The following is a 16,386-nucleotide window of genomic DNA, read 5'->3' on the forward strand; positions in this document are numbered from 1 at the left end:
ATGGATAAGATCGAAGTACGGGGCGCCCGCACCCATAATCTCAAGAATATCAACCTCATAATCCCTCGCGACAAGCTGATTGTCGTGACCGGGCTATCGGGTTCTGGCAAGTCATCTCTGGCTTTCGACACCTTGTATGCCGAAGGACAGCGTCGTTACGTTGAATCGCTCTCCGCCTATGCGCGTCAGTTCCTGTCACTGATGGAAAAGCCGGACGTCGACCATATCGAAGGGTTGTCGCCTGCCATTTCCATTGAGCAGAAATCAACGTCCCACAACCCGCGTTCTACGGTCGGTACGATTACTGAAATTCATGACTATCTGCGTCTGCTGTTTGCCCGCGTGGGCGAGCCGCGCTGCCCGGATCATGACGTGCCGCTGGCCGCGCAAACCGTCAGTCAGATGGTGGATAACGTGCTGGCGCAGCCTGAAGGCAAGCGCCTGATGCTGCTGGCGCCTATCATTAAAGACAGGAAAGGCGAGCACACCAAAACGCTGGAAAACCTGGCAAGCCAGGGCTACATCCGCGCGCGTATCGACGGGGAAGTGTGTGACCTTTCCGATCCGCCGAAGCTGGAACTGCAAAAGAAACACACCATTGAAGTGGTGATTGACCGCTTTAAAGTGCGCGACGATCTCACGCAGCGTCTGGCCGAATCGTTCGAAACGGCGCTGGAGCTGTCGGGTGGTTCCGCTATCGTCGCGGATATGGACGATGCGAAAGCCGAAGAGCTGCTCTTCTCCGCGAACTTTGCCTGTCCGATTTGCGGCTACAGCATGCGGGAACTTGAACCGCGTTTGTTCTCGTTTAACAACCCGGCTGGCGCGTGCCCTACCTGTGATGGTCTTGGCGTGCAGCAATATTTCGATCCGGATCGCATCATTCAGAATCCGGAGCTTTCGCTGGCGGGTGGCGCGATTCGCGGCTGGGATCGCCGTAATTTCTACTACTTCCAGATGCTGAAATCCCTGGCCGAACATTATAAGTTCGACATCGAAGCGCCGTGGGCGAGCTTAAGCCCAAATGTTCATAAAGTGGTGCTGTCAGGCTCCGGCAAAGAGAACATCGAGTTCAAGTACATGAACGATCGCGGCGATACTTCCGTGCGCCGCCATCCGTTCGAAGGCGTGCTGCATAACATGGAACGCCGCTACAAAGAGACCGAGTCCAGCGCAGTGCGCGAGGAGCTGGCGAAGTTTATCAGCAACCGCTCCTGCACCACCTGTGAAGGGACGCGTCTGCGCCGCGAGGCTCGCCATGTCTTTGTCGAGAACACGGCGCTGCCGACCATCTCAGACATGAGCATCGGCCACGCGATGGACTTCTTCACTAATCTTAAGCTCTCCGGCCAGCGCGCGCAGATTGCGGAGAAAGTGCTGAAAGAGATTGGCGATCGCCTGAAGTTCCTCGTGAACGTCGGCCTGAACTATCTGTCACTTTCTCGCTCAGCGGAGACCCTCTCCGGCGGCGAAGCGCAGCGTATCCGTTTGGCAAGCCAGATTGGCGCGGGCTTAGTCGGCGTAATGTACGTGCTGGATGAGCCGTCCATCGGCCTGCACCAGCGCGATAACGAACGCCTGCTCGGCACGCTGATCCACCTGCGTAATTTGGGTAACACGGTGATTGTGGTCGAGCATGACGAAGACGCAATCCGCGCCGCAGACCACGTCATCGATATCGGCCCTGGCGCGGGTGTGCATGGCGGCCAGGTGGTCGCCGAAGGGACGCTGGCCGACATCATGGCCGTTCCGGAGTCATTGACCGGGCAGTTCATGAGCGGCAAACGCAAAATCGACGTGCCGAAGCAGCGCGTTGCGGCCAACCCAGAGAAAGTGCTGAAGCTGACTGGCGCGCGCGGCAACAACCTGAAAGACGTCACGCTGACGCTGCCAGTCGGGCTGTTCACCTGTGTCACCGGGGTGTCGGGGTCCGGTAAATCGACGCTGATTAACGATACCTTGTTCCCGATTGCACAGACTCAGTTGAACGGCGCAACGCTTGCCGAGCCAGCGCCGTATCGCGACATTCAGGGCCTGGAACATTTCGATAAAGTGATCGATATCGACCAAAGCCCGATTGGCCGTACGCCGCGTTCAAACCCGGCTACGTATACGGGCGTCTTTACACCTGTACGTGAACTGTTTGCCGGCGTTCCTGAATCACGCTCGCGTGGGTATACGCCAGGACGTTTCAGCTTTAACGTGCGCGGTGGCCGCTGTGAAGCCTGTCAGGGCGACGGTGTGATCAAAGTTGAAATGCACTTCCTGCCGGATATCTACGTGCCGTGCGATCAGTGCAAAGGCAAGCGCTATAACCGCGAAACGCTGGAGATTAAGTACAAAGGCAAAACGATCCACGAAGTGCTGGATATGACCATTGAAGAGGCGCGTGAGTTCTTCGATGCGGTGCCTGCGCTGGCGCGTAAGCTGCAAACGCTGATGGACGTGGGGCTGACCTACATTCGTCTCGGGCAGTCAGCGACAACGCTCTCCGGCGGTGAAGCCCAGCGCGTGAAGCTGGCGCGTGAACTGTCGAAACGCGGCACAGGACAGACGCTGTATATTCTGGATGAGCCAACCACCGGCCTGCACTTTGCCGATATCCAGCAATTGCTTGAAGTGCTGCATCAGCTGCGCGATCAGGGCAACACCATTGTGGTCATTGAGCACAATCTGGATGTCATCAAAACCGCAGACTGGATTGTGGATCTCGGTCCGGAAGGCGGCAGCGGCGGCGGTGAAATTCTCGTCTCCGGTACGCCAGAGACAGTTGCCGAGTGCGAAGCCTCGCACACCGCGCGCTTCCTTAAACCTCTGCTGTAATCCTCAGTCTGAAAGCTGCTGTCGGGTATTTTCCGGCAGCAGCTCAAAGGCCTGCTTGTAAGAGGCATCCACCAAATAGTAAATCTGCGAATCGGGCAGCGAGCCGTCGAGATAGACGGTGCTCCAGTGCGCTTTATTCAGATGCTTGCTTGGGCGCACATCGCTGTGCTGCTGACGCAACAAGTCCGCCAGTTCCGGGCTGGTTTTTAACGATGCCGCCGGACGCCCTTCTACCTCTTTTACCATCGCAAACAGCACGTCTGCCACTTTGATCTGCGTGGCTTTCCAGTCGCTGTGGACACTTTGCCCGGCGCCCGGTTTATTCATGCAATATTGCAGTATCTCCGAAATTGTCATCTTTGCTCCCCTGTGAGTGGGTTGAGTGCGACCTGAGGACTTGCCTCTTTAAGTGTGCAGCAAGACGACAAAAGGTAAACCCGGGCAGGCCCGATTTGCACAAATAATCATCGATTATCAGTATTCAGAATTAACAATCACCTCTTCGCCAAAAGAGCCGGCCATGGGCAGCGGGCGGTACGTCGAGTTGGAGGCGCGCAGAACGCGGATGCCACGGGCACCGACATCACGCGCAGCAGAGATATCGTTATCCGAATCGCCGTAGAACACTTTGATATTTTTCTGTTCCAGCCACTGGGTCTTGGTGTTTTGCCCGTGCTTGTCCCCGGCAAAAATCACCGGATTCATATTCGCTGGCGGAATGGAAAAATCGCCCTGAAGGGTTTTGCTGACGGTTTCCGTTTTGGTCTGGCTGCGACCGGTGATGAAATAGATGCTGTCGCCACGTTTTACGTGCATCGCAATCAGTGCGCGACCCACCTCTTTCGGGATACTGAATTCATCCCAGCCGTTGTTCATTTTTTCCCAGAATTCCGGGTTCTTCAGATACTCCTCGCTCTCAGGCGAGAAGGTTTTTTTGCCTCGCCAGAAGCCAGGGCTGGAAAAGAGGACGGTATCGTCGATGTCAAAACCGACAGCCATTGGCGCGCGGCCCATCAGGCTATTTTCAATTTGCGCCACGGAGACCCAGTGAATGGGGGCTTGTTCAGCCAGAATGGCGGCGGTGGTTCCGGTGTAAAGCGGCGTTGGTGCGGAGGCTCGGGCACCGACTGCACTATTAAGCGAGAACAATAAGCAGGCGGCGCTGAGCGCCAGTGTGATCTTGCGCATGTATTCCCCTGAATATTCAGTTTGTTATCGTTTTAAATTGAGCGAATGGTCAAAAATCTATCAGACCTTAACCCCTGAGCCAGGCGAAGGAAAGGAAATTTTTCAGATTGTCCCTGGTAAATGGAGGGATATCACAAAGCGGGAAAAACAAAAAAGCCGGGTGGCCATTGCGCCTTACCCGGCCTGCGATTCAGGTCGTGGTCGCCGTTGTTGGCCCGGTACGCACAGCGCCACCGGGCGTTAATGGGTACGAACCCAAAAGAGTAAGTGAGTGCTTACATCACAGCCGCAAACGCCTGTGCAACGCGCTGAACGTTATGCGCATTCAGGCCTGCGACACACATGCGGCCGCTGGCAATCAGATAGACGCCAAACTCTTCACGCAGACGATCGACCTGCTGCGCGCTCAGCCCGGTGTAGCTGAACATCCCGCGCTGCTTGAGCAGATAATCGAAGTTATGCTCCGGTAACGCGCTTTTCAGGGCGTTAACCAGCGCCTGACGCATCGCCAGAATACGCGTACGCATCGCTTCCACTTCAGCAAGCCAGGTCGCTTTCAGGCCCTCATCGCCCAGAACCGTCGCCACAACCTGTGCACCGAAAGCCGGCGGGCTGGAGTAGATACGACGCACGGTGGCTTTTAGCTGGCCGAGCACGCGGCCTGCTGCCTGTTCGTCTTCGCAGACCACCGACAACCCGCCGACACGCTCGCCGTACAGGGAGAAAATCTTCGAGAAGGAGTTGCTCACCAGTGCTGGCAGCCCGGCGCTGGCAATCGCGCGGATCGCGTAGGCGTCCTCTTCCATGCCTGCGCCAAAGCCCTGATAGGCGATGTCGAGGAACGGGATCAGGTTGCGCGCTTTCAGCACCTCAATGACCGCATCCCACTGGCTGTTGGTCAGATCCGAACCGGTTGGGTTGTGGCAGCATGGGTGCAGCAGGACGATGCTGCGCTCCGGCAAGGTGTGCAGTTTTTCCAGCAGCGCTTCAACGCATACACCTTTGGTGTCGTTGTCGAACCACGGATAGGTGCTGACGGCAAAGCCCGCGCCTTCAAAAATCGCGACGTGGTTTTCCCAGGTCGGATCGCTGACCCATACGCCTGAATCGGGGAAGTACTTTTTCAAAAAATCGGCGCCCACTTTCAGCGCACCGGAACCGCCCAGCGTCTGAATAGTTGCGACGCGTTTTTGCGTTAATACCGGATGATCGGCACCAAACAGCAGCGGCGCAATGGTGTTGCGGTAGGTATTCAGCCCTTCCATCGGCAGATAGAGCGAGGCGCCGTGCGGCACCGCGTTGAGACGCGCTTCGGCTTCGGCCACCGCCTGCAGCTGAGGAATGATGCCGTCTTCATTGTAGTAAAGACCGATGCTGAGGTTCACTTTGTCGCTGCGTGAATCTTCTTTGAAACGCTCCATTAAGGAGAGGATGGGGTCGCCGGCGTAGGCGTCAACTTTCTGGAACACGCGATGTATCTCCGGATATCTGTCAGGCAGGGATTTCAACAATAAACCGGAAGCGCGAGAAGATCGAGGGGATGTTCATCACAAGGTGCATGCCGGGTGAGGCGAAGCCGCTACCCGGCACTCAATGGGCGTTAATCGACGTACTTCATCGCCACCCGCGACGTCAGGCGCGTGATAAGTTCGTAAGCACTCACTTTCGTAATTTCAGCAATGCGTTCAACGGGTAAACCTTCGCCCCACATCACGACCGGATCGCCCGCTTTGTCGGCGGCATCAGGCCCGAGATCGACGCAAATCATGTCCATCGCGACACGCCCGACAAGCTTCACCTCACGGCCATTCACCAGCACGGGCGTACCGGACGGTGCCGCGCGCGGATAACCGTCGCCGTAGCCCATCGCCACCACGCCGAGACGCGTATCGCGCTCGCTCACCCAGGTGCCGCCGTAGCCAACCGGTTCACCCGCCTGATGCTCACGCACGGCAATCAGGCTGGAGACCAGCGACATCACCGGCTGGAAGCCAAAATCAGGCCCCCAGGGTTTGCTCTCCAGCGGCGAAACCCCGTAGAGAATAATGCCCGGACGTGCCCAGTCGAAGTGCGACTGCGGCCAGAGCAAAATACCGCCGGACGCCGCGATAGAGCGCATTCCCGCCTTGCCTTCGCAGAAGGTGTTAAAGATGTCGAGCTGCTGCTCCGTGGCGCCGCATTCAGGCTCATCGGCACGGGCAAAGTGGCTGACGATATTCACCGGCTGACGCACGTTTTTGCACTGGCTCAGGCGCTGATAAAACGCCTCTGCCTGCTCCGGGCGCACGCCCAGGCGATGCATGCCAGTGTCGAGTTTCATCCACACGGTGACCGGCTCGCTGAGGGTCGCAGATTCTAGTGCGGCCAGCTGCTCTTCGTTATGCACGGCAGTGTGGAGACGCTGATCGGCAATCGTCGTCAGATCGTCGGCTTCGAAAAAGCCTTCGAGTAACAGAATCGGTTGGGTGATGCCGCCCGCGCGCAGGTGCAGGGCTTCTTCGAGACGGGCGACGCCAAAGGCATCGGCATCAGGGAGCGTTCGCGCGGTCTCAAGAAGACCGTGTCCGTAAGCGTTCGCTTTCACGACTGCAACGAGCTTACTGGCGGGCGCCAGTTCACGCAGACGTTGCAGGTTGTGTCGCAGAGCGCGGCGGTTAATGACTACAGTTGCCGCTTGCATTCGAATTCCTTGCCTTAATGAAATAAATCCAATCCTCTAAATCATTTGCGTTCCAGCGGCGGTGGCTGTGACGCGAAGGATGACGAGGATTTATTCGTCGTCGTACTGCGGCCCCGCATAATTATCAAAACGCGACCACTGACCGTTAAACGTCAGACGCACCGTCCCGATCGGGCCGTTACGCTGCTTACCAATAATAATTTCCGCGATGCCTTTCATGTCGCTGTTCTCGTGATAGACCTCGTCACGGTAGATGAACATGATCAAGTCGGCATCCTGCTCGATGGAGCCAGATTCACGCAGGTCGGAGTTGACCGGGCGCTTATCAGCACGTTGTTCCAGGGAGCGGTTAAGCTGTGACAGCGCCACGACGGGCACCTGCAACTCTTTGGCTAACGCCTTGAGTGAGCGAGAAATTTCTGCGATTTCCAGAGTACGGTTATCGGAGAGCGACGGTACGCGCATCAGCTGCAGGTAGTCAATCATGATAAGGCCGATACCGCCGTGTTCGCGGGCGATACGGCGCGCACGGGAGCGCACTTCCGTCGGCGTCAGGCCGGAGGAGTCATCGATATAGATGTTCCGTTTTTCCAGCAGAATGCCCATGGTGCCTGAAATGCGCGCCCAGTCTTCATCGTCAAGCTGACCGGTACGAATACGGGTCTGATCCACGCGCGACAGGGACGCCAGGGAACGCATCATAATCTGGTCCGATGGCATCTCCAGACTGAAGATAAGCACCGGTTTATCCTGCAACATCGCCGCGTTTTCGACGAGGTTCATCGCAAATGTGGTTTTACCCATCGACGGACGCGCCGCGACGATAATCAGATCCGACGGCTGCAAACCGGCGGTTTTTTTGTTCAGATCGTCGTAACCGGTGTTTACGCCGGTCACGCCGTCATGCGGCTGCTGGAAAAGCTGTTCGATACGCGCAACGGTAGAGTCGAGCACGTCGGCGATATTTCGCGGACCTTCGTCTTTATTCGCACGGCTTTCGGCGATCTTGAAGACGCGGGATTCGGCGAGGTCCAGCAAATCTTCGCTGGTGCGGCCCTGCGGATCAAAGCCCGCTTCGGCGATCTCGTTCGCAACGGCGATCATCTCGCGCACAACGGCACGTTCGCGCACGATATCCGCATAAGCGCTGATGTTCGCCGCACTTGGCGTGTTTTTCGATAACTCTGCCAGATAGGCAAATCCACCGACTGAATCCAGCTGCCCCTGACGCTCCAGCGATTCAGCCAGTGTAATCAGATCAATCGGGCTACCGGCTTCCTGCAGGCGCGCCATTTCGGTAAAGATATGGCGGTGTGGACGGGTATAAAAATCGTCGGATACCACGCGCTCGGCGACATCGTCCCAGCGCTCGTTGTCCAGCATTAAACCGCCCAACACCGACTGTTCCGCTTCAATCGAGTGCGGCGGGACTTTGAGTCCGGCGACCTGCAAATCGCGCTCGCGAGGCTCAGTCTGTTTGTTGAAGGGTTTATTTCCTGCCATAGTGAATGGATTACCATAAATTGAGAGACGGGGAAGTATAACCGTCTGCAAATGAATCGACAAAGGAGTTCAACGTGGCAACTCGTATCGAATTTCACAAGCATGGTGGTCCAGAAGTCCTCAAGGCCGTGGAGTTTACCCCCACGCCGCCAGGGGAAAATGAAATCCAGGTCGAAAACAAGGCCATCGGTATCAACTATATCGACACCTATATTCGCGGCGGGCTTTATCCACCGCCAGCCCTGCCGAGCGGTCTGGGGACCGAGGCCGCAGGTGTCGTGGTGAAAATCGGCAGCGGCGTGAAGCATATTAAAGAAGGCGATCGCGTGGTGTACGCCCAGTCGCCGTTGGGCGCGTACAGTTCGATTCACAACGTGCCCGCCGATAAGGCCGCCATTCTGCCGAACGCGATCTCATTCGAACAGGCCGCCGCCTCCTTCCTGAAAGGGCTGACGGTCTATTATCTGCTGCGCAAAACCTACGAAATCAAACCTGACGAGCAGTTCCTGTTCCACGCCGCAGCGGGTGGCGTTGGGCTTATCGCCTGCCAGTGGGCAAAAGCGCTGGGCGCAAAACTGATCGGTACCGTCGGCAGCGCGCAAAAAGCGCAGCGGGCGTTACAGGCTGGCGCGTGGCAGGTGATTAACTATCGTGAAGAGAGCATCGCCGAGCGGGTGAAAGAGATCACCGGCGGCAAGAAACTGCGCGTGGTGTATGACTCGGTGGGGAAAGACACCTGGGAAGCGTCGCTGGACTGCCTGCAGCGTCGGGGTTTGATGGTGAGCTTCGGCAACGCCTCGGGCGCGGTCACCGGGGTGAATCTGGGTATTCTGAATCAGAAAGGCTCGCTGTACGTGACGCGCCCTTCCCTGCAAGGTTACATCACCACCCGTGACGAACTGACAGAAGCCAGCAATGAGCTATTTTCGCTGATCGCCAGCGGCGTGATTAAAGTGGACGTGGCTGAGGCGCAGAAATATCCGCTGAGCGATGCACAGCGCGCGCATGAGGTGCTGGAGAGTCGTGTGACTCAGGGATCGAGTTTGCTGATCCCTTAAAAAGAATTAGGGCTTCCCGTAGGAAGCCCTTTCTTTTTTTAGTTCGGCTGTATGTAGGGTACAGCTCGATGAATTCTTTAACGGCGGCAATAGTGACAGATTCGATAAGTAAATCCTATTCTGTTCTAAGCATCGCTGCCGGAAAAGTTGCAGGTATGTGACGAAGACCTCAATACCTTAGTAACGAAAGCGGTTATTGCGCTGATACTGTGGGACTTTTGGCGCTTTTATCGCCCGAATCACCCACACCACGGCCACCGCCAACAGCAACCACGGCAGCAGTTTTAGCATCAGTGCAAACAGCCCACCGATAAACATCACTACCGTCGCCGCAACCAGTGCCGCCAGAATGCCAAGCAGCGAAATTCCGGTCGCCATCAGCATGACAAAAAATCCAATCACAAACAGCAATTCCAGCATGGCTCTCTCCCACGTCAATACCATAAAGATGTAGTGACTATTACAAGAAACGTGCCAAATTTAACTTATTGAATTCAAAACAAAACGCCCCGCGAACATTCGCAGGGCGTGGTGAATTTGACGAACTTTTAGTGAAAATTATCGCTTGTCAGCGACCAGACGCAGGGCCTGCTCCAGGACTTCGATATCCGCCCCGGCTTTATGCGCGTTTTCACTCAGGTAGCGACGCCACTGACGCGCCCCTGGAATGCCCTGGAACAACCCGAGCATATGACGCGTCACGTGGCCCAGATAGGTGCCATTGCTCAGCTCACGTTCGATGTACGGGTACATGGCACGCACCACGGCCACCGGATCGTTATCGGCGCGCTCAATGCCAAAGATCTCGCGATCCACCGAGGCCAGAATGCCCGGATTTTGATACGCCTCGCGGCCTACCATGACGCCATCCATATGTTCTAAATGGGCTTTGGCTTCGTCAAGAGACTTAATACCGCCGTTAATCGACATTGTCAGATGCGGGAAATCACGCTTTAGCTGATACACGCGCGGGTAGTCCAGCGGCGGAATTTCACGGTTCTCTTTTGGACTGAGACCGGACAACCAGGCTTTACGCGCGTGGATAATAAACATCTCGCACTCGCCCTTCCCGGATACAGTGTCGATGAAATCGCACAGGAATTCGTAGCTGTCCTGATCGTCGATGCCGATACGGGTTTTGACCGTCACCGGAATCGACACCACATCGCGCATCGCTTTGACGCAATCCGCCACCAGTTGGGCATTCCCCATCAGGCACGCGCCGAACATGCCGTTCTGCACACGATCGGACGGGCAGCCGACGTTGAGATTAATTTCGTCGTACCCACGCTCTTGCGCCAGTTTCGCACATTGCGCCAGCGCCGCCGGATCGCTGCCACCAAGCTGCAACGCAACCGGATGCTCTTCTTCGCTATAGGCCAGATAGTCGCCCTTTCCGTGAATGATCGCCCCGGTGGTAACCATTTCGGTGTACAGCAGCGTGTGGCGAGAGAGCTGACGCAGGAAATAGCGGCAGTGTCTGTCGGTCCAGTCGAGCATCGGCGCGATGGAAAAACGGTGTGCAGGGAAATCGGACTGTAGTTCTGACGGCATGGCGAAGTTTTAAGCATGTGGTGGAAAAGGGGCGCTACTATAGCACAAAGAAAAGCCGGAGGCGCATGGCCTCCGGTCGTCTTAGAAGGTGACGCTCAGCTGCGCGCCTGCACCCCAGGTTTTGTCCTCGCCGTACAGACCCATCAGATCCACATGGACCGCGTTGAACGGCGCAAAGCCAACACCGCCGGTGAAGACGTTGCTGTCGTTGTCCTTCACGTCCGCGCGATAACCAGCGCGCACCGCCAGCCAGCTGAGCGGAGTGACCTCGGCGCCGACGCCGACGTACTGAGAGTTATCTTCGCTCTTGAAGCCTTTGGTTTCGGTCAGATCGCCATCGGCGGTGAGGGTTACCAGATCGTTATGCCATGCCACGCCCGCAGTCACCAGCGGACGGATCTGGTAGGTATCTTTGTAGCTCACCACGTCACCCGTGCGGCCATTGCGGATACGGATATCTTTGGTATCGATATCGCGCGACATCAGGTTCTGCCCGCTCAAGCCCACCGTCCAGTTCTCGCCAAAATCGGCGGCCACACCGGCATCCACGTTGAAGCCAGTATCGTCCGTGCGATAGCGGCTGCTGTTCCAGTCGCTGCTGTCGTAGGTGTAAATGGAGGTGGTGTAGTTGTAGAGCCAGGTTTTTTGCAGTTTTGGCGTAATACCGACGGAGACCGGCACATCGCCAATATCAAACTGACGGGCCACCGCGACGCCATAGTCAGAGACAATCGCCGCCCGGCCTGAGGCCGTGGAGTTGAGGTTTTTGGTGATCTCATCCGAACCGTTAAGGGCGGCATCAAGCGCGACGCTGCCCGCCACCAGTTTGCTGTTCTGGATGCTGCGCAGATAATCGATATCCTGCTGGTCGATAGAGGAGCTTACCCGCGCGTGAGCGTTGCCTTTCGCCACAAAGGCGACCGCCAGCACGTTATTTGGAATGCTGACCGCAATCCCGGCACCGGCGGTGGCGCGAGCGGTTTTACCTTTCAGATCGTCCAGCTCGTCAGCGAGATCTTTCGCGGCACTCTGAAACTGGTTAACGGATCCCAAAGGATTGGCGATGATCTCAGCCGCTGTCAGGCTGTTAACCACATCGTCGTAGTAATCGACTTTATCGCTGATATCGTCGATCTGATCCTGCAGATTATCTTTGTCAGTAATCTGTGCGCCGACCGAAGGCAAAATAACGGTAATGTCGTCATCCGGTTTTGCCTTTGCCAGCAGTGCCGGGTTAATAAACGCTCCGCTACCGTAATTGCCTGATGCAACGCCAGTACCGCCCATCGCGTCGCTACGCGCTTCTGTCCAGGTATTGGCTGCTCCCGCCTCGTTTGCCATAAACAGGGAGACAGCGATGCTAACCACCGAAAATTTAAAATGTTTTTTCACAGTATGCTCGTTTTATAGTCTGTTATTAAACAACCCCTGTCAGTTATCACCCATACAGGGACGAACTATTGCTGTGAATAACATCAAAAAGACACGCCTGTTCCCTAAGTTAAATCTTCCGCGAGGCCTGTTGTAATTTGTGACGGCCCTCAATATTTATAGAAGAGGATATTATTTTCGCCCAGGTTTTCCGTCGTGAGGACCAAAAAATTGCGGCGGATGGTCCACCCAGCGGTCCTCGCGGGTGGCGGCGTAGACCGGGTTGAGCGGGTAATAGATGCGATTGTGTTTTTTGTTCGCCTCGCCCACCACCAACAGCCGCACCTCTTCGTCGGTGTTATTAATAAAGGTGTGGCACACGCCAGTTCCGGCCGGAAAACCGACGCTGTCGCCCGGCTCTAGTTTCCATAAATATCCGTTAATCCACGCCTGGGGATACCCTTCAATAACAAAGATAAACTCCTCTTCGTCGCTTTCAGCGTGCGGATACGAAGTGCGACGGCCCGGCGGCAGGCGCTCATGGTGGATACCGATCCGCCCAAGCCCCAGTTTGCGGGCCAGCGGCGCGCCGATAGCAAAAAGTTCGTCGCTGTCTGGATAAGTGGAGTCGTCGGCACCTTCGACGTCGCGCCAGTGCCGGATGCAATCAGGTCTTTTCATTGTATTTTTCCCGTGTGGCGATGGGTCAGGTATAGCACAACTGTGGCGGATCTCGGCGTTTTCAGCAGAACATGGTAAAGTGAGGGTTTTCCAGACTCCATAATTCGAGGTGCGATATGGATAAGACCACGATGCAAGATCTGTTAGCGCAAGCTGAAAAGCTCTGTGCGCAACGCAATGTGCGCCTGACCCCGCAGCGCCTTGAAGTGTTACGTCTGATGAGCCTGCAACGCGGTGCCATCAGCGCCTACGATCTGCTCGATCTGCTGCGTGAAAGCGAGCCGCAGGCGAAACCGCCCACCGTTTATCGCGCGCTGGATTTCCTGCTGGAGCAAGGCTTTGTGCATAAGGTGGAGTCGACTAACAGCTATGTGCTGTGCCATCTGTTCGATCAGCCAACACATACCTCGGCCATGTTTATCTGCGATCGCTGCGGCGCGGTTAAAGAAGAAGGGGCGGAAGGTGTGGAAGATATTATGCATTCACTGGCGGCTAAAATGGGCTTTGCCCTGCGCCATAACGTGATTGAAGCACACGGGTTGTGTTCTGCCTGTGTCGAAGTGGAAGCCTGCCGTCATCAGGGTGAATGTCAGCACGATCACTCCATTCTGGTGAAGAAAAAACCGCGCTAAAAACGAAGCGGGCGGCCATTAGGCCGCCCTCAGGGATTGTACTTCCGTGTACAACGGGTAGAACTCTGTTACCAGCGGTAGTCGTTGCGTTTTTCCCAGTCAACAACCTCTTTTTCCGCTTGGTCTTTCGCGTAGCCGTAGCGTTCCTGAATCTTACCTACCAGCTGTTCGCGTTTACCTTCAATGACGGTCACGTCATCGTCGGTCAGTTTACCCCATTGTTCTTTCGCTTTACCTTTGAACTGTTTCCAGTTACCGCCGATTTCGTCTTTATTCATAATCAATTCCTCATCGTTCGGTTATCACGTAAATTCGAGTCGTCCGTTACGTTCATTTCTGCTGGACGTGATAATAATTGTAGATAAGGATTCGGCATGCGTGTTGAGATTCAGAATCTTTAACCGTTTCGTCAAATCACGCTATCCGCTAAACCAGCTGTTATTGCGCCAGTGGCGCCGCCAAATCAGCGCTAATGACAGGCCACGCAAGGCGAGGAATACCGCCAGCGCCAGCCACAAACCGTGGTTGCCGAGCCAGGGCAGCGTGAAGAGCGTCAGGGCGAAACCGGCCGCCGCGACTGCCATGCTGTTGCGCATTTCCGCCCCGCGCGTTGCGCCGATAAACATACCGTCCAGCAGATAACACCACACCCCCACCACCGGTAACACGACCTGCCAGATGATGTAGTGATTAGCCAGTTCTCTCAGTTCAGGCAGCGAGGTCAATAGCGCCACAATCTGCCCGCCAAATAAGGCATAGATCAGTGCGAAGACCAGCGCCACCAGCCCAGACTGACGGCAGGCCGCGCGCCAGACCTCCTGCAACTGCCCCGCCTCACGGGCACCATAGGCCTGGCCTGAATGGGCTTCCACCGCATAGGCAAAACCGTCCAGCGCATAGGCGGTGAACGTCAGCAGCGTCATCAGCACCGCGTTTACGGCCACGATCTCTGGCCCCAGGCGCGCGCCGAACACCGTCAGGGCGCCAAAGCAAAGTTGCAGCAGTAGCGAGCGAAGCATGATGTCGCGGTTAAGCGCCAGCAGTTTACGGATGTTGCCATGCCACGCTGTTTTGAGCATCGCGAGAGAGATTCCCCGCATGGCCAGCACGCGTTTCACCATCCATAGGCCAATGAAGAAAGTGCCGTACTCGGCGACCACCGTTGCCAGCGCCGCCCCCTGCACGTTCATGTGCAGACCCATCACCAGCCACAGATCGAGCACGATATTGAGTAAATTGCCCACCACCAGCAGGATCACCGGCGCACGCGCGTACTGCACGCCCAGCAACCAGCCAAGCAGAACCAGATTTGCCAGCGATGCCGGTGCGCTGAGCCAGCGGATTTCGAGGAAGCGCCGCGCCTGTTCCAGCACCGCCTCACTACCGCCCACGACATGCAGAGCCAGATCGATGAGCGGCGTGCGCAGCAAAACAATCAGCAGCCCTGCGCCAAGGGCGAGGATCAGCGGCTGCACCAGCGCACGGGCAAGTCGAACGGGATCTTTGGCACCAAACGCCTGGGCAGTCAGCCCGGTGGTGCTCATGCGTAAAAAGAGCAGCAGCATAAAGAGGAAACTGGTCGCCGTCGCGCCAATGGCCACGCCGCCGAGGTAAACAGGGGAATCCAGATGACCAATCACCGCCGTATCCACCAGCCCTAACAGGGGAACGGTGATATTGGAGAAAATCATCGGCAGCGCAAGACGCCACAATGCCTTGTCTGAGGTTGTCAGCAGAGACATGAGAAAGTACCGGGAATTGAGAGTAGACAGTCAGGCTGCGGTGCGACCACAGCCTGTCAGTAAGAGATTACAGCCATTCGCCGTTGCGGATAACACCAACAGCCAGACCTTCAATAGAGAAAGCCTGTTCGCGGAGATCCACCACAATCGGGGAAAACTCGCTGTTTTCTGGCAACAGCTGAACCGTGTTGCCCTGTTTTTTCAGGCGCTTAACGGTCACTTCGTCGTCGATACGCGCAACCACAACCTGCCCGTTGCGCACATCCTGCGTTTTATGAACCGCCAGCAGATCGCCGTCCAGAATACCGATGTCTTTCATGGACATCCCACTGACGCGCAGCAGGAAATCGGCACTTGGCTTGAACATGGCCGGATCGACCTGATAGTGACCTTCAATATGTTGCTGTGCCAGCAAAGGCTCACCCGCCGCGACGCGCCCCACAAGTGGCAGACCTTCTTCTTCTTCCACCAGCAGGCGAATTCCGCGTGACGCACCAGAGACAATCTCAAGAACGCCTTTACGCGCCAGCGCTTTGAGATGCTCTTCAGCGGCATTTGGAGAACGGAAGCCCAGGCGCTGCGCGATTTCCGCACGCGTCGGTGGCATTCCCGTCTGGCTGATATGATCTCGAATGAGATCAAACACCTCTTGCTGTCTGGCCGTTAACGCTTTCATTCCGCCCCCTGGGTGTATATACAGTTATGCTGTGAGTATATACAGTCAAAGGTGATTTTGGAATCAAAAACTGCACAAAAAACCAGAGACTTATTGGATTCCTGAAGCCTTATCGAAAATGTGACCAAAGAAGCATGCCCCAGGTGATGGCTGCGATGATAATCGCCAGCAGCACAGCGGCAGAACCCATGTCCTTCGCACGGCCCGACAGCTCATGGAAATCAGAACCGATGCGATCCACCACCGCTTCAATAGCGCTGTTGAGAATTTCCACTATCATCACCAGAAGGACTGAACCAATGAGCAATACGCGGGTTATCGGGTCGACATCCAGAAAACAGGCGATGATCACCGCAACAACCGCAGCAACCCCTTCCTGACGGAAAGCGGCCTCATTGATCCATGCGGCGCGGAAACCTTTCCATGAATATCCGGCAGCTTTGATGATTCGGGTTAACCCAGTGGTATTATTGGCCAT

General features: G+C 56.1%; 16 protein-coding genes. 3 read left to right on the forward strand and 13 right to left on the reverse strand.

Annotated features, from left to right (window positions below; genetic code table 11):
* A complete protein-coding gene (gene uvrA, locus DAI21_RS02970) occupies positions 1 to 2,823 on the forward strand; it encodes an excinuclease ABC subunit UvrA (RefSeq protein WP_100778050.1) in 2,823 nt (940 codons plus the stop codon).
* A gap of 3 nt (positions 2,824 to 2,826) precedes the next feature.
* Here the strand turns inward: uvrA and DAI21_RS02975 are convergent, their stop codons facing one another.
* From DAI21_RS02975 to dnaB, 5 genes are all read right to left on the reverse strand, one after another.
* Positions 2,827 to 3,180 carry an MmcQ/YjbR family DNA-binding protein gene (locus DAI21_RS02975; RefSeq protein WP_100778051.1) on the reverse strand — a complete coding sequence of 118 codons (354 nt, stop codon included), beginning with the start codon at positions 3,178 to 3,180 and terminating at the stop codon, positions 2,827 to 2,829.
* Positions 3,181 to 3,297: 117 nt separating this feature from the next.
* Positions 3,298 to 4,011 (reverse strand): acid phosphatase AphA, encoded by a 714-nt coding sequence (aphA, locus tag DAI21_RS02980; protein WP_107702458.1) that lies wholly within the window; start codon positions 4,009 to 4,011, stop codon positions 3,298 to 3,300.
* A 275-nt stretch (positions 4,012 to 4,286) separates the two neighbouring features.
* A complete protein-coding gene (tyrB, locus tag DAI21_RS02985; RefSeq protein ID WP_107702459.1) occupies positions 4,287 to 5,480 on the reverse strand; it encodes an aromatic amino acid transaminase in 1,194 nt (397 codons plus the stop codon).
* 131 nt (positions 5,481 to 5,611) lie between these two features.
* Positions 5,612 to 6,691, reverse strand: coding sequence for an alanine racemase (gene alr, locus DAI21_RS02990; protein ID WP_107702460.1), 1,080 nt, complete (start codon positions 6,689 to 6,691; stop codon positions 5,612 to 5,614).
* A 90-nt stretch (positions 6,692 to 6,781) separates the two neighbouring features.
* Complete coding sequence (dnaB, locus tag DAI21_RS02995; protein ID WP_100778055.1) at positions 6,782 to 8,194, reverse strand: replicative DNA helicase; 1,413 nt, start codon at positions 8,192 to 8,194, stop codon at positions 6,782 to 6,784.
* 74 nt (positions 8,195 to 8,268) lie between these two features.
* Here dnaB and DAI21_RS03000 point away from each other — a divergent pair, with 74 nt between their 5' ends.
* The gene (locus tag DAI21_RS03000; protein WP_100778056.1) at positions 8,269 to 9,252 is read left to right on the forward strand and encodes a quinone oxidoreductase; all 984 of its coding nucleotides are present in this window, start codon (positions 8,269 to 8,271) and stop codon (positions 9,250 to 9,252) included.
* Between the two features lie 177 nt (positions 9,253 to 9,429).
* Here DAI21_RS03000 and pspG read toward each other — a convergent pair whose 3' ends face one another.
* The 4 genes from pspG to DAI21_RS03020 all read right to left on the reverse strand — a co-directional run bounded on the left by pspG (position 9,430) and on the right by DAI21_RS03020 (position 12,858).
* Positions 9,430 to 9,672: an envelope stress response protein PspG gene (gene pspG / locus DAI21_RS03005; protein ID WP_107702461.1), complete on the reverse strand. Its 243-nt coding sequence runs from the start codon at positions 9,670 to 9,672 to the stop codon at positions 9,430 to 9,432.
* A gap of 138 nt (positions 9,673 to 9,810) precedes the next feature.
* Positions 9,811 to 10,806 (reverse strand): tRNA dihydrouridine(20/20a) synthase DusA, encoded by a 996-nt coding sequence (gene dusA, locus DAI21_RS03010; protein ID WP_107702462.1) that lies wholly within the window; start codon positions 10,804 to 10,806, stop codon positions 9,811 to 9,813.
* Between the two features lie 81 nt (positions 10,807 to 10,887).
* On the reverse strand, positions 10,888 to 12,147 hold the full coding sequence (gene traF, locus DAI21_RS03015) for a conjugal transfer protein TraF (protein ID WP_228483554.1): 1,260 nt from the start codon (positions 12,145 to 12,147) through the stop codon (positions 10,888 to 10,890).
* A 222-nt stretch (positions 12,148 to 12,369) separates the two neighbouring features.
* Positions 12,370 to 12,858, reverse strand: coding sequence for a cupin domain-containing protein (locus DAI21_RS03020; RefSeq protein WP_100778060.1), 489 nt, complete (start codon positions 12,856 to 12,858; stop codon positions 12,370 to 12,372).
* A 116-nt stretch (positions 12,859 to 12,974) separates the two neighbouring features.
* On the opposite strand from DAI21_RS03020, the gene zur reads away from it, so the two are divergent.
* Positions 12,975 to 13,490, forward strand: a complete 516-nt coding sequence (gene zur, locus DAI21_RS03025) for a zinc uptake transcriptional repressor Zur (protein WP_100778061.1) — start codon at positions 12,975 to 12,977, stop codon at positions 13,488 to 13,490.
* A gap of 68 nt (positions 13,491 to 13,558) precedes the next feature.
* On the opposite strand, the gene DAI21_RS03030 is transcribed toward zur, so the two are convergent.
* From DAI21_RS03030 to DAI21_RS03045, 4 genes are all read right to left on the reverse strand, one after another.
* Positions 13,559 to 13,768, reverse strand: coding sequence for a CsbD family protein (locus tag DAI21_RS03030; RefSeq protein ID WP_095280331.1), 210 nt, complete (start codon positions 13,766 to 13,768; stop codon positions 13,559 to 13,561).
* A 141-nt stretch (positions 13,769 to 13,909) separates the two neighbouring features.
* Positions 13,910 to 15,232 (reverse strand): MATE family efflux transporter DinF, encoded by a 1,323-nt coding sequence (gene dinF, locus DAI21_RS03035; protein ID WP_107702463.1) that lies wholly within the window; start codon positions 15,230 to 15,232, stop codon positions 13,910 to 13,912.
* A gap of 67 nt (positions 15,233 to 15,299) precedes the next feature.
* A complete protein-coding gene (gene lexA, locus DAI21_RS03040) occupies positions 15,300 to 15,908 on the reverse strand; it encodes a transcriptional repressor LexA (protein WP_100778063.1) in 609 nt (202 codons plus the stop codon).
* 109 nt (positions 15,909 to 16,017) lie between these two features.
* Entirely contained in the window at positions 16,018 to 16,386 is a 369-nt protein-coding gene (locus DAI21_RS03045; protein WP_107702464.1) for a diacylglycerol kinase, read from the reverse strand.

Source organism: Lelliottia sp. WB101 (genome assembly GCF_003051885.1).
In the GTDB taxonomy this organism is placed as follows: domain Bacteria; phylum Pseudomonadota; class Gammaproteobacteria; order Enterobacterales; family Enterobacteriaceae; genus Enterobacter; species Enterobacter nimipressuralis.

Bases quoted from the DNA above. Each gene is read 5' to 3' on its own strand.
- dinF (WP_107702463.1), bottom strand. From the start codon at position 15,232: ATGTCTCTGCTGACAACCTCAGACAAGGCATTGTGGCGTCTTGCGCTG.
- dusA (WP_107702462.1), bottom strand. From the start codon at position 10,806: ATGCCGTCAGAACTACAGTCCGATTTCCCTGCACACCGTTTTTCCATC.
- zur (WP_100778061.1), top strand. From the start codon at position 12,975: ATGGATAAGACCACGATGCAAGATCTGTTAGCGCAAGCTGAAAAGCTC.
- pspG (WP_107702461.1), bottom strand. From the start codon at position 9,672: ATGCTGGAATTGCTGTTTGTGATTGGATTTTTTGTCATGCTGATGGCG.
- traF (WP_228483554.1), bottom strand. From the start codon at position 12,147: ATGGCAAACGAGGCGGGAGCAGCCAATACCTGGACAGAAGCGCGTAGC.
- DAI21_RS03030 (WP_095280331.1), bottom strand. From the start codon at position 13,768: ATGAATAAAGACGAAATCGGCGGTAACTGGAAACAGTTCAAAGGTAAA.
- DAI21_RS02975 (WP_100778051.1), bottom strand. From the start codon at position 3,180: ATGACAATTTCGGAGATACTGCAATATTGCATGAATAAACCGGGCGCC.
- DAI21_RS03045 (WP_107702464.1), bottom strand. From the start codon at position 16,386: ATGGCCAATAATACCACTGGGTTAACCCGAATCATCAAAGCTGCCGGA.
- aphA (WP_107702458.1), bottom strand. From the start codon at position 4,011: ATGCGCAAGATCACACTGGCGCTCAGCGCCGCCTGCTTATTGTTCTCG.
- lexA (WP_100778063.1), bottom strand. From the start codon at position 15,908: ATGAAAGCGTTAACGGCCAGACAGCAAGAGGTGTTTGATCTCATTCGA.
- DAI21_RS03020 (WP_100778060.1), bottom strand. From the start codon at position 12,858: ATGAAAAGACCTGATTGCATCCGGCACTGGCGCGACGTCGAAGGTGCC.
- alr (WP_107702460.1), bottom strand. From the start codon at position 6,691: ATGCAAGCGGCAACTGTAGTCATTAACCGCCGCGCTCTGCGACACAAC.
- uvrA (WP_100778050.1), top strand. From the start codon at position 1: ATGGATAAGATCGAAGTACGGGGCGCCCGCACCCATAATCTCAAGAAT.
- dnaB (WP_100778055.1), bottom strand. From the start codon at position 8,194: ATGGCAGGAAATAAACCCTTCAACAAACAGACTGAGCCTCGCGAGCGC.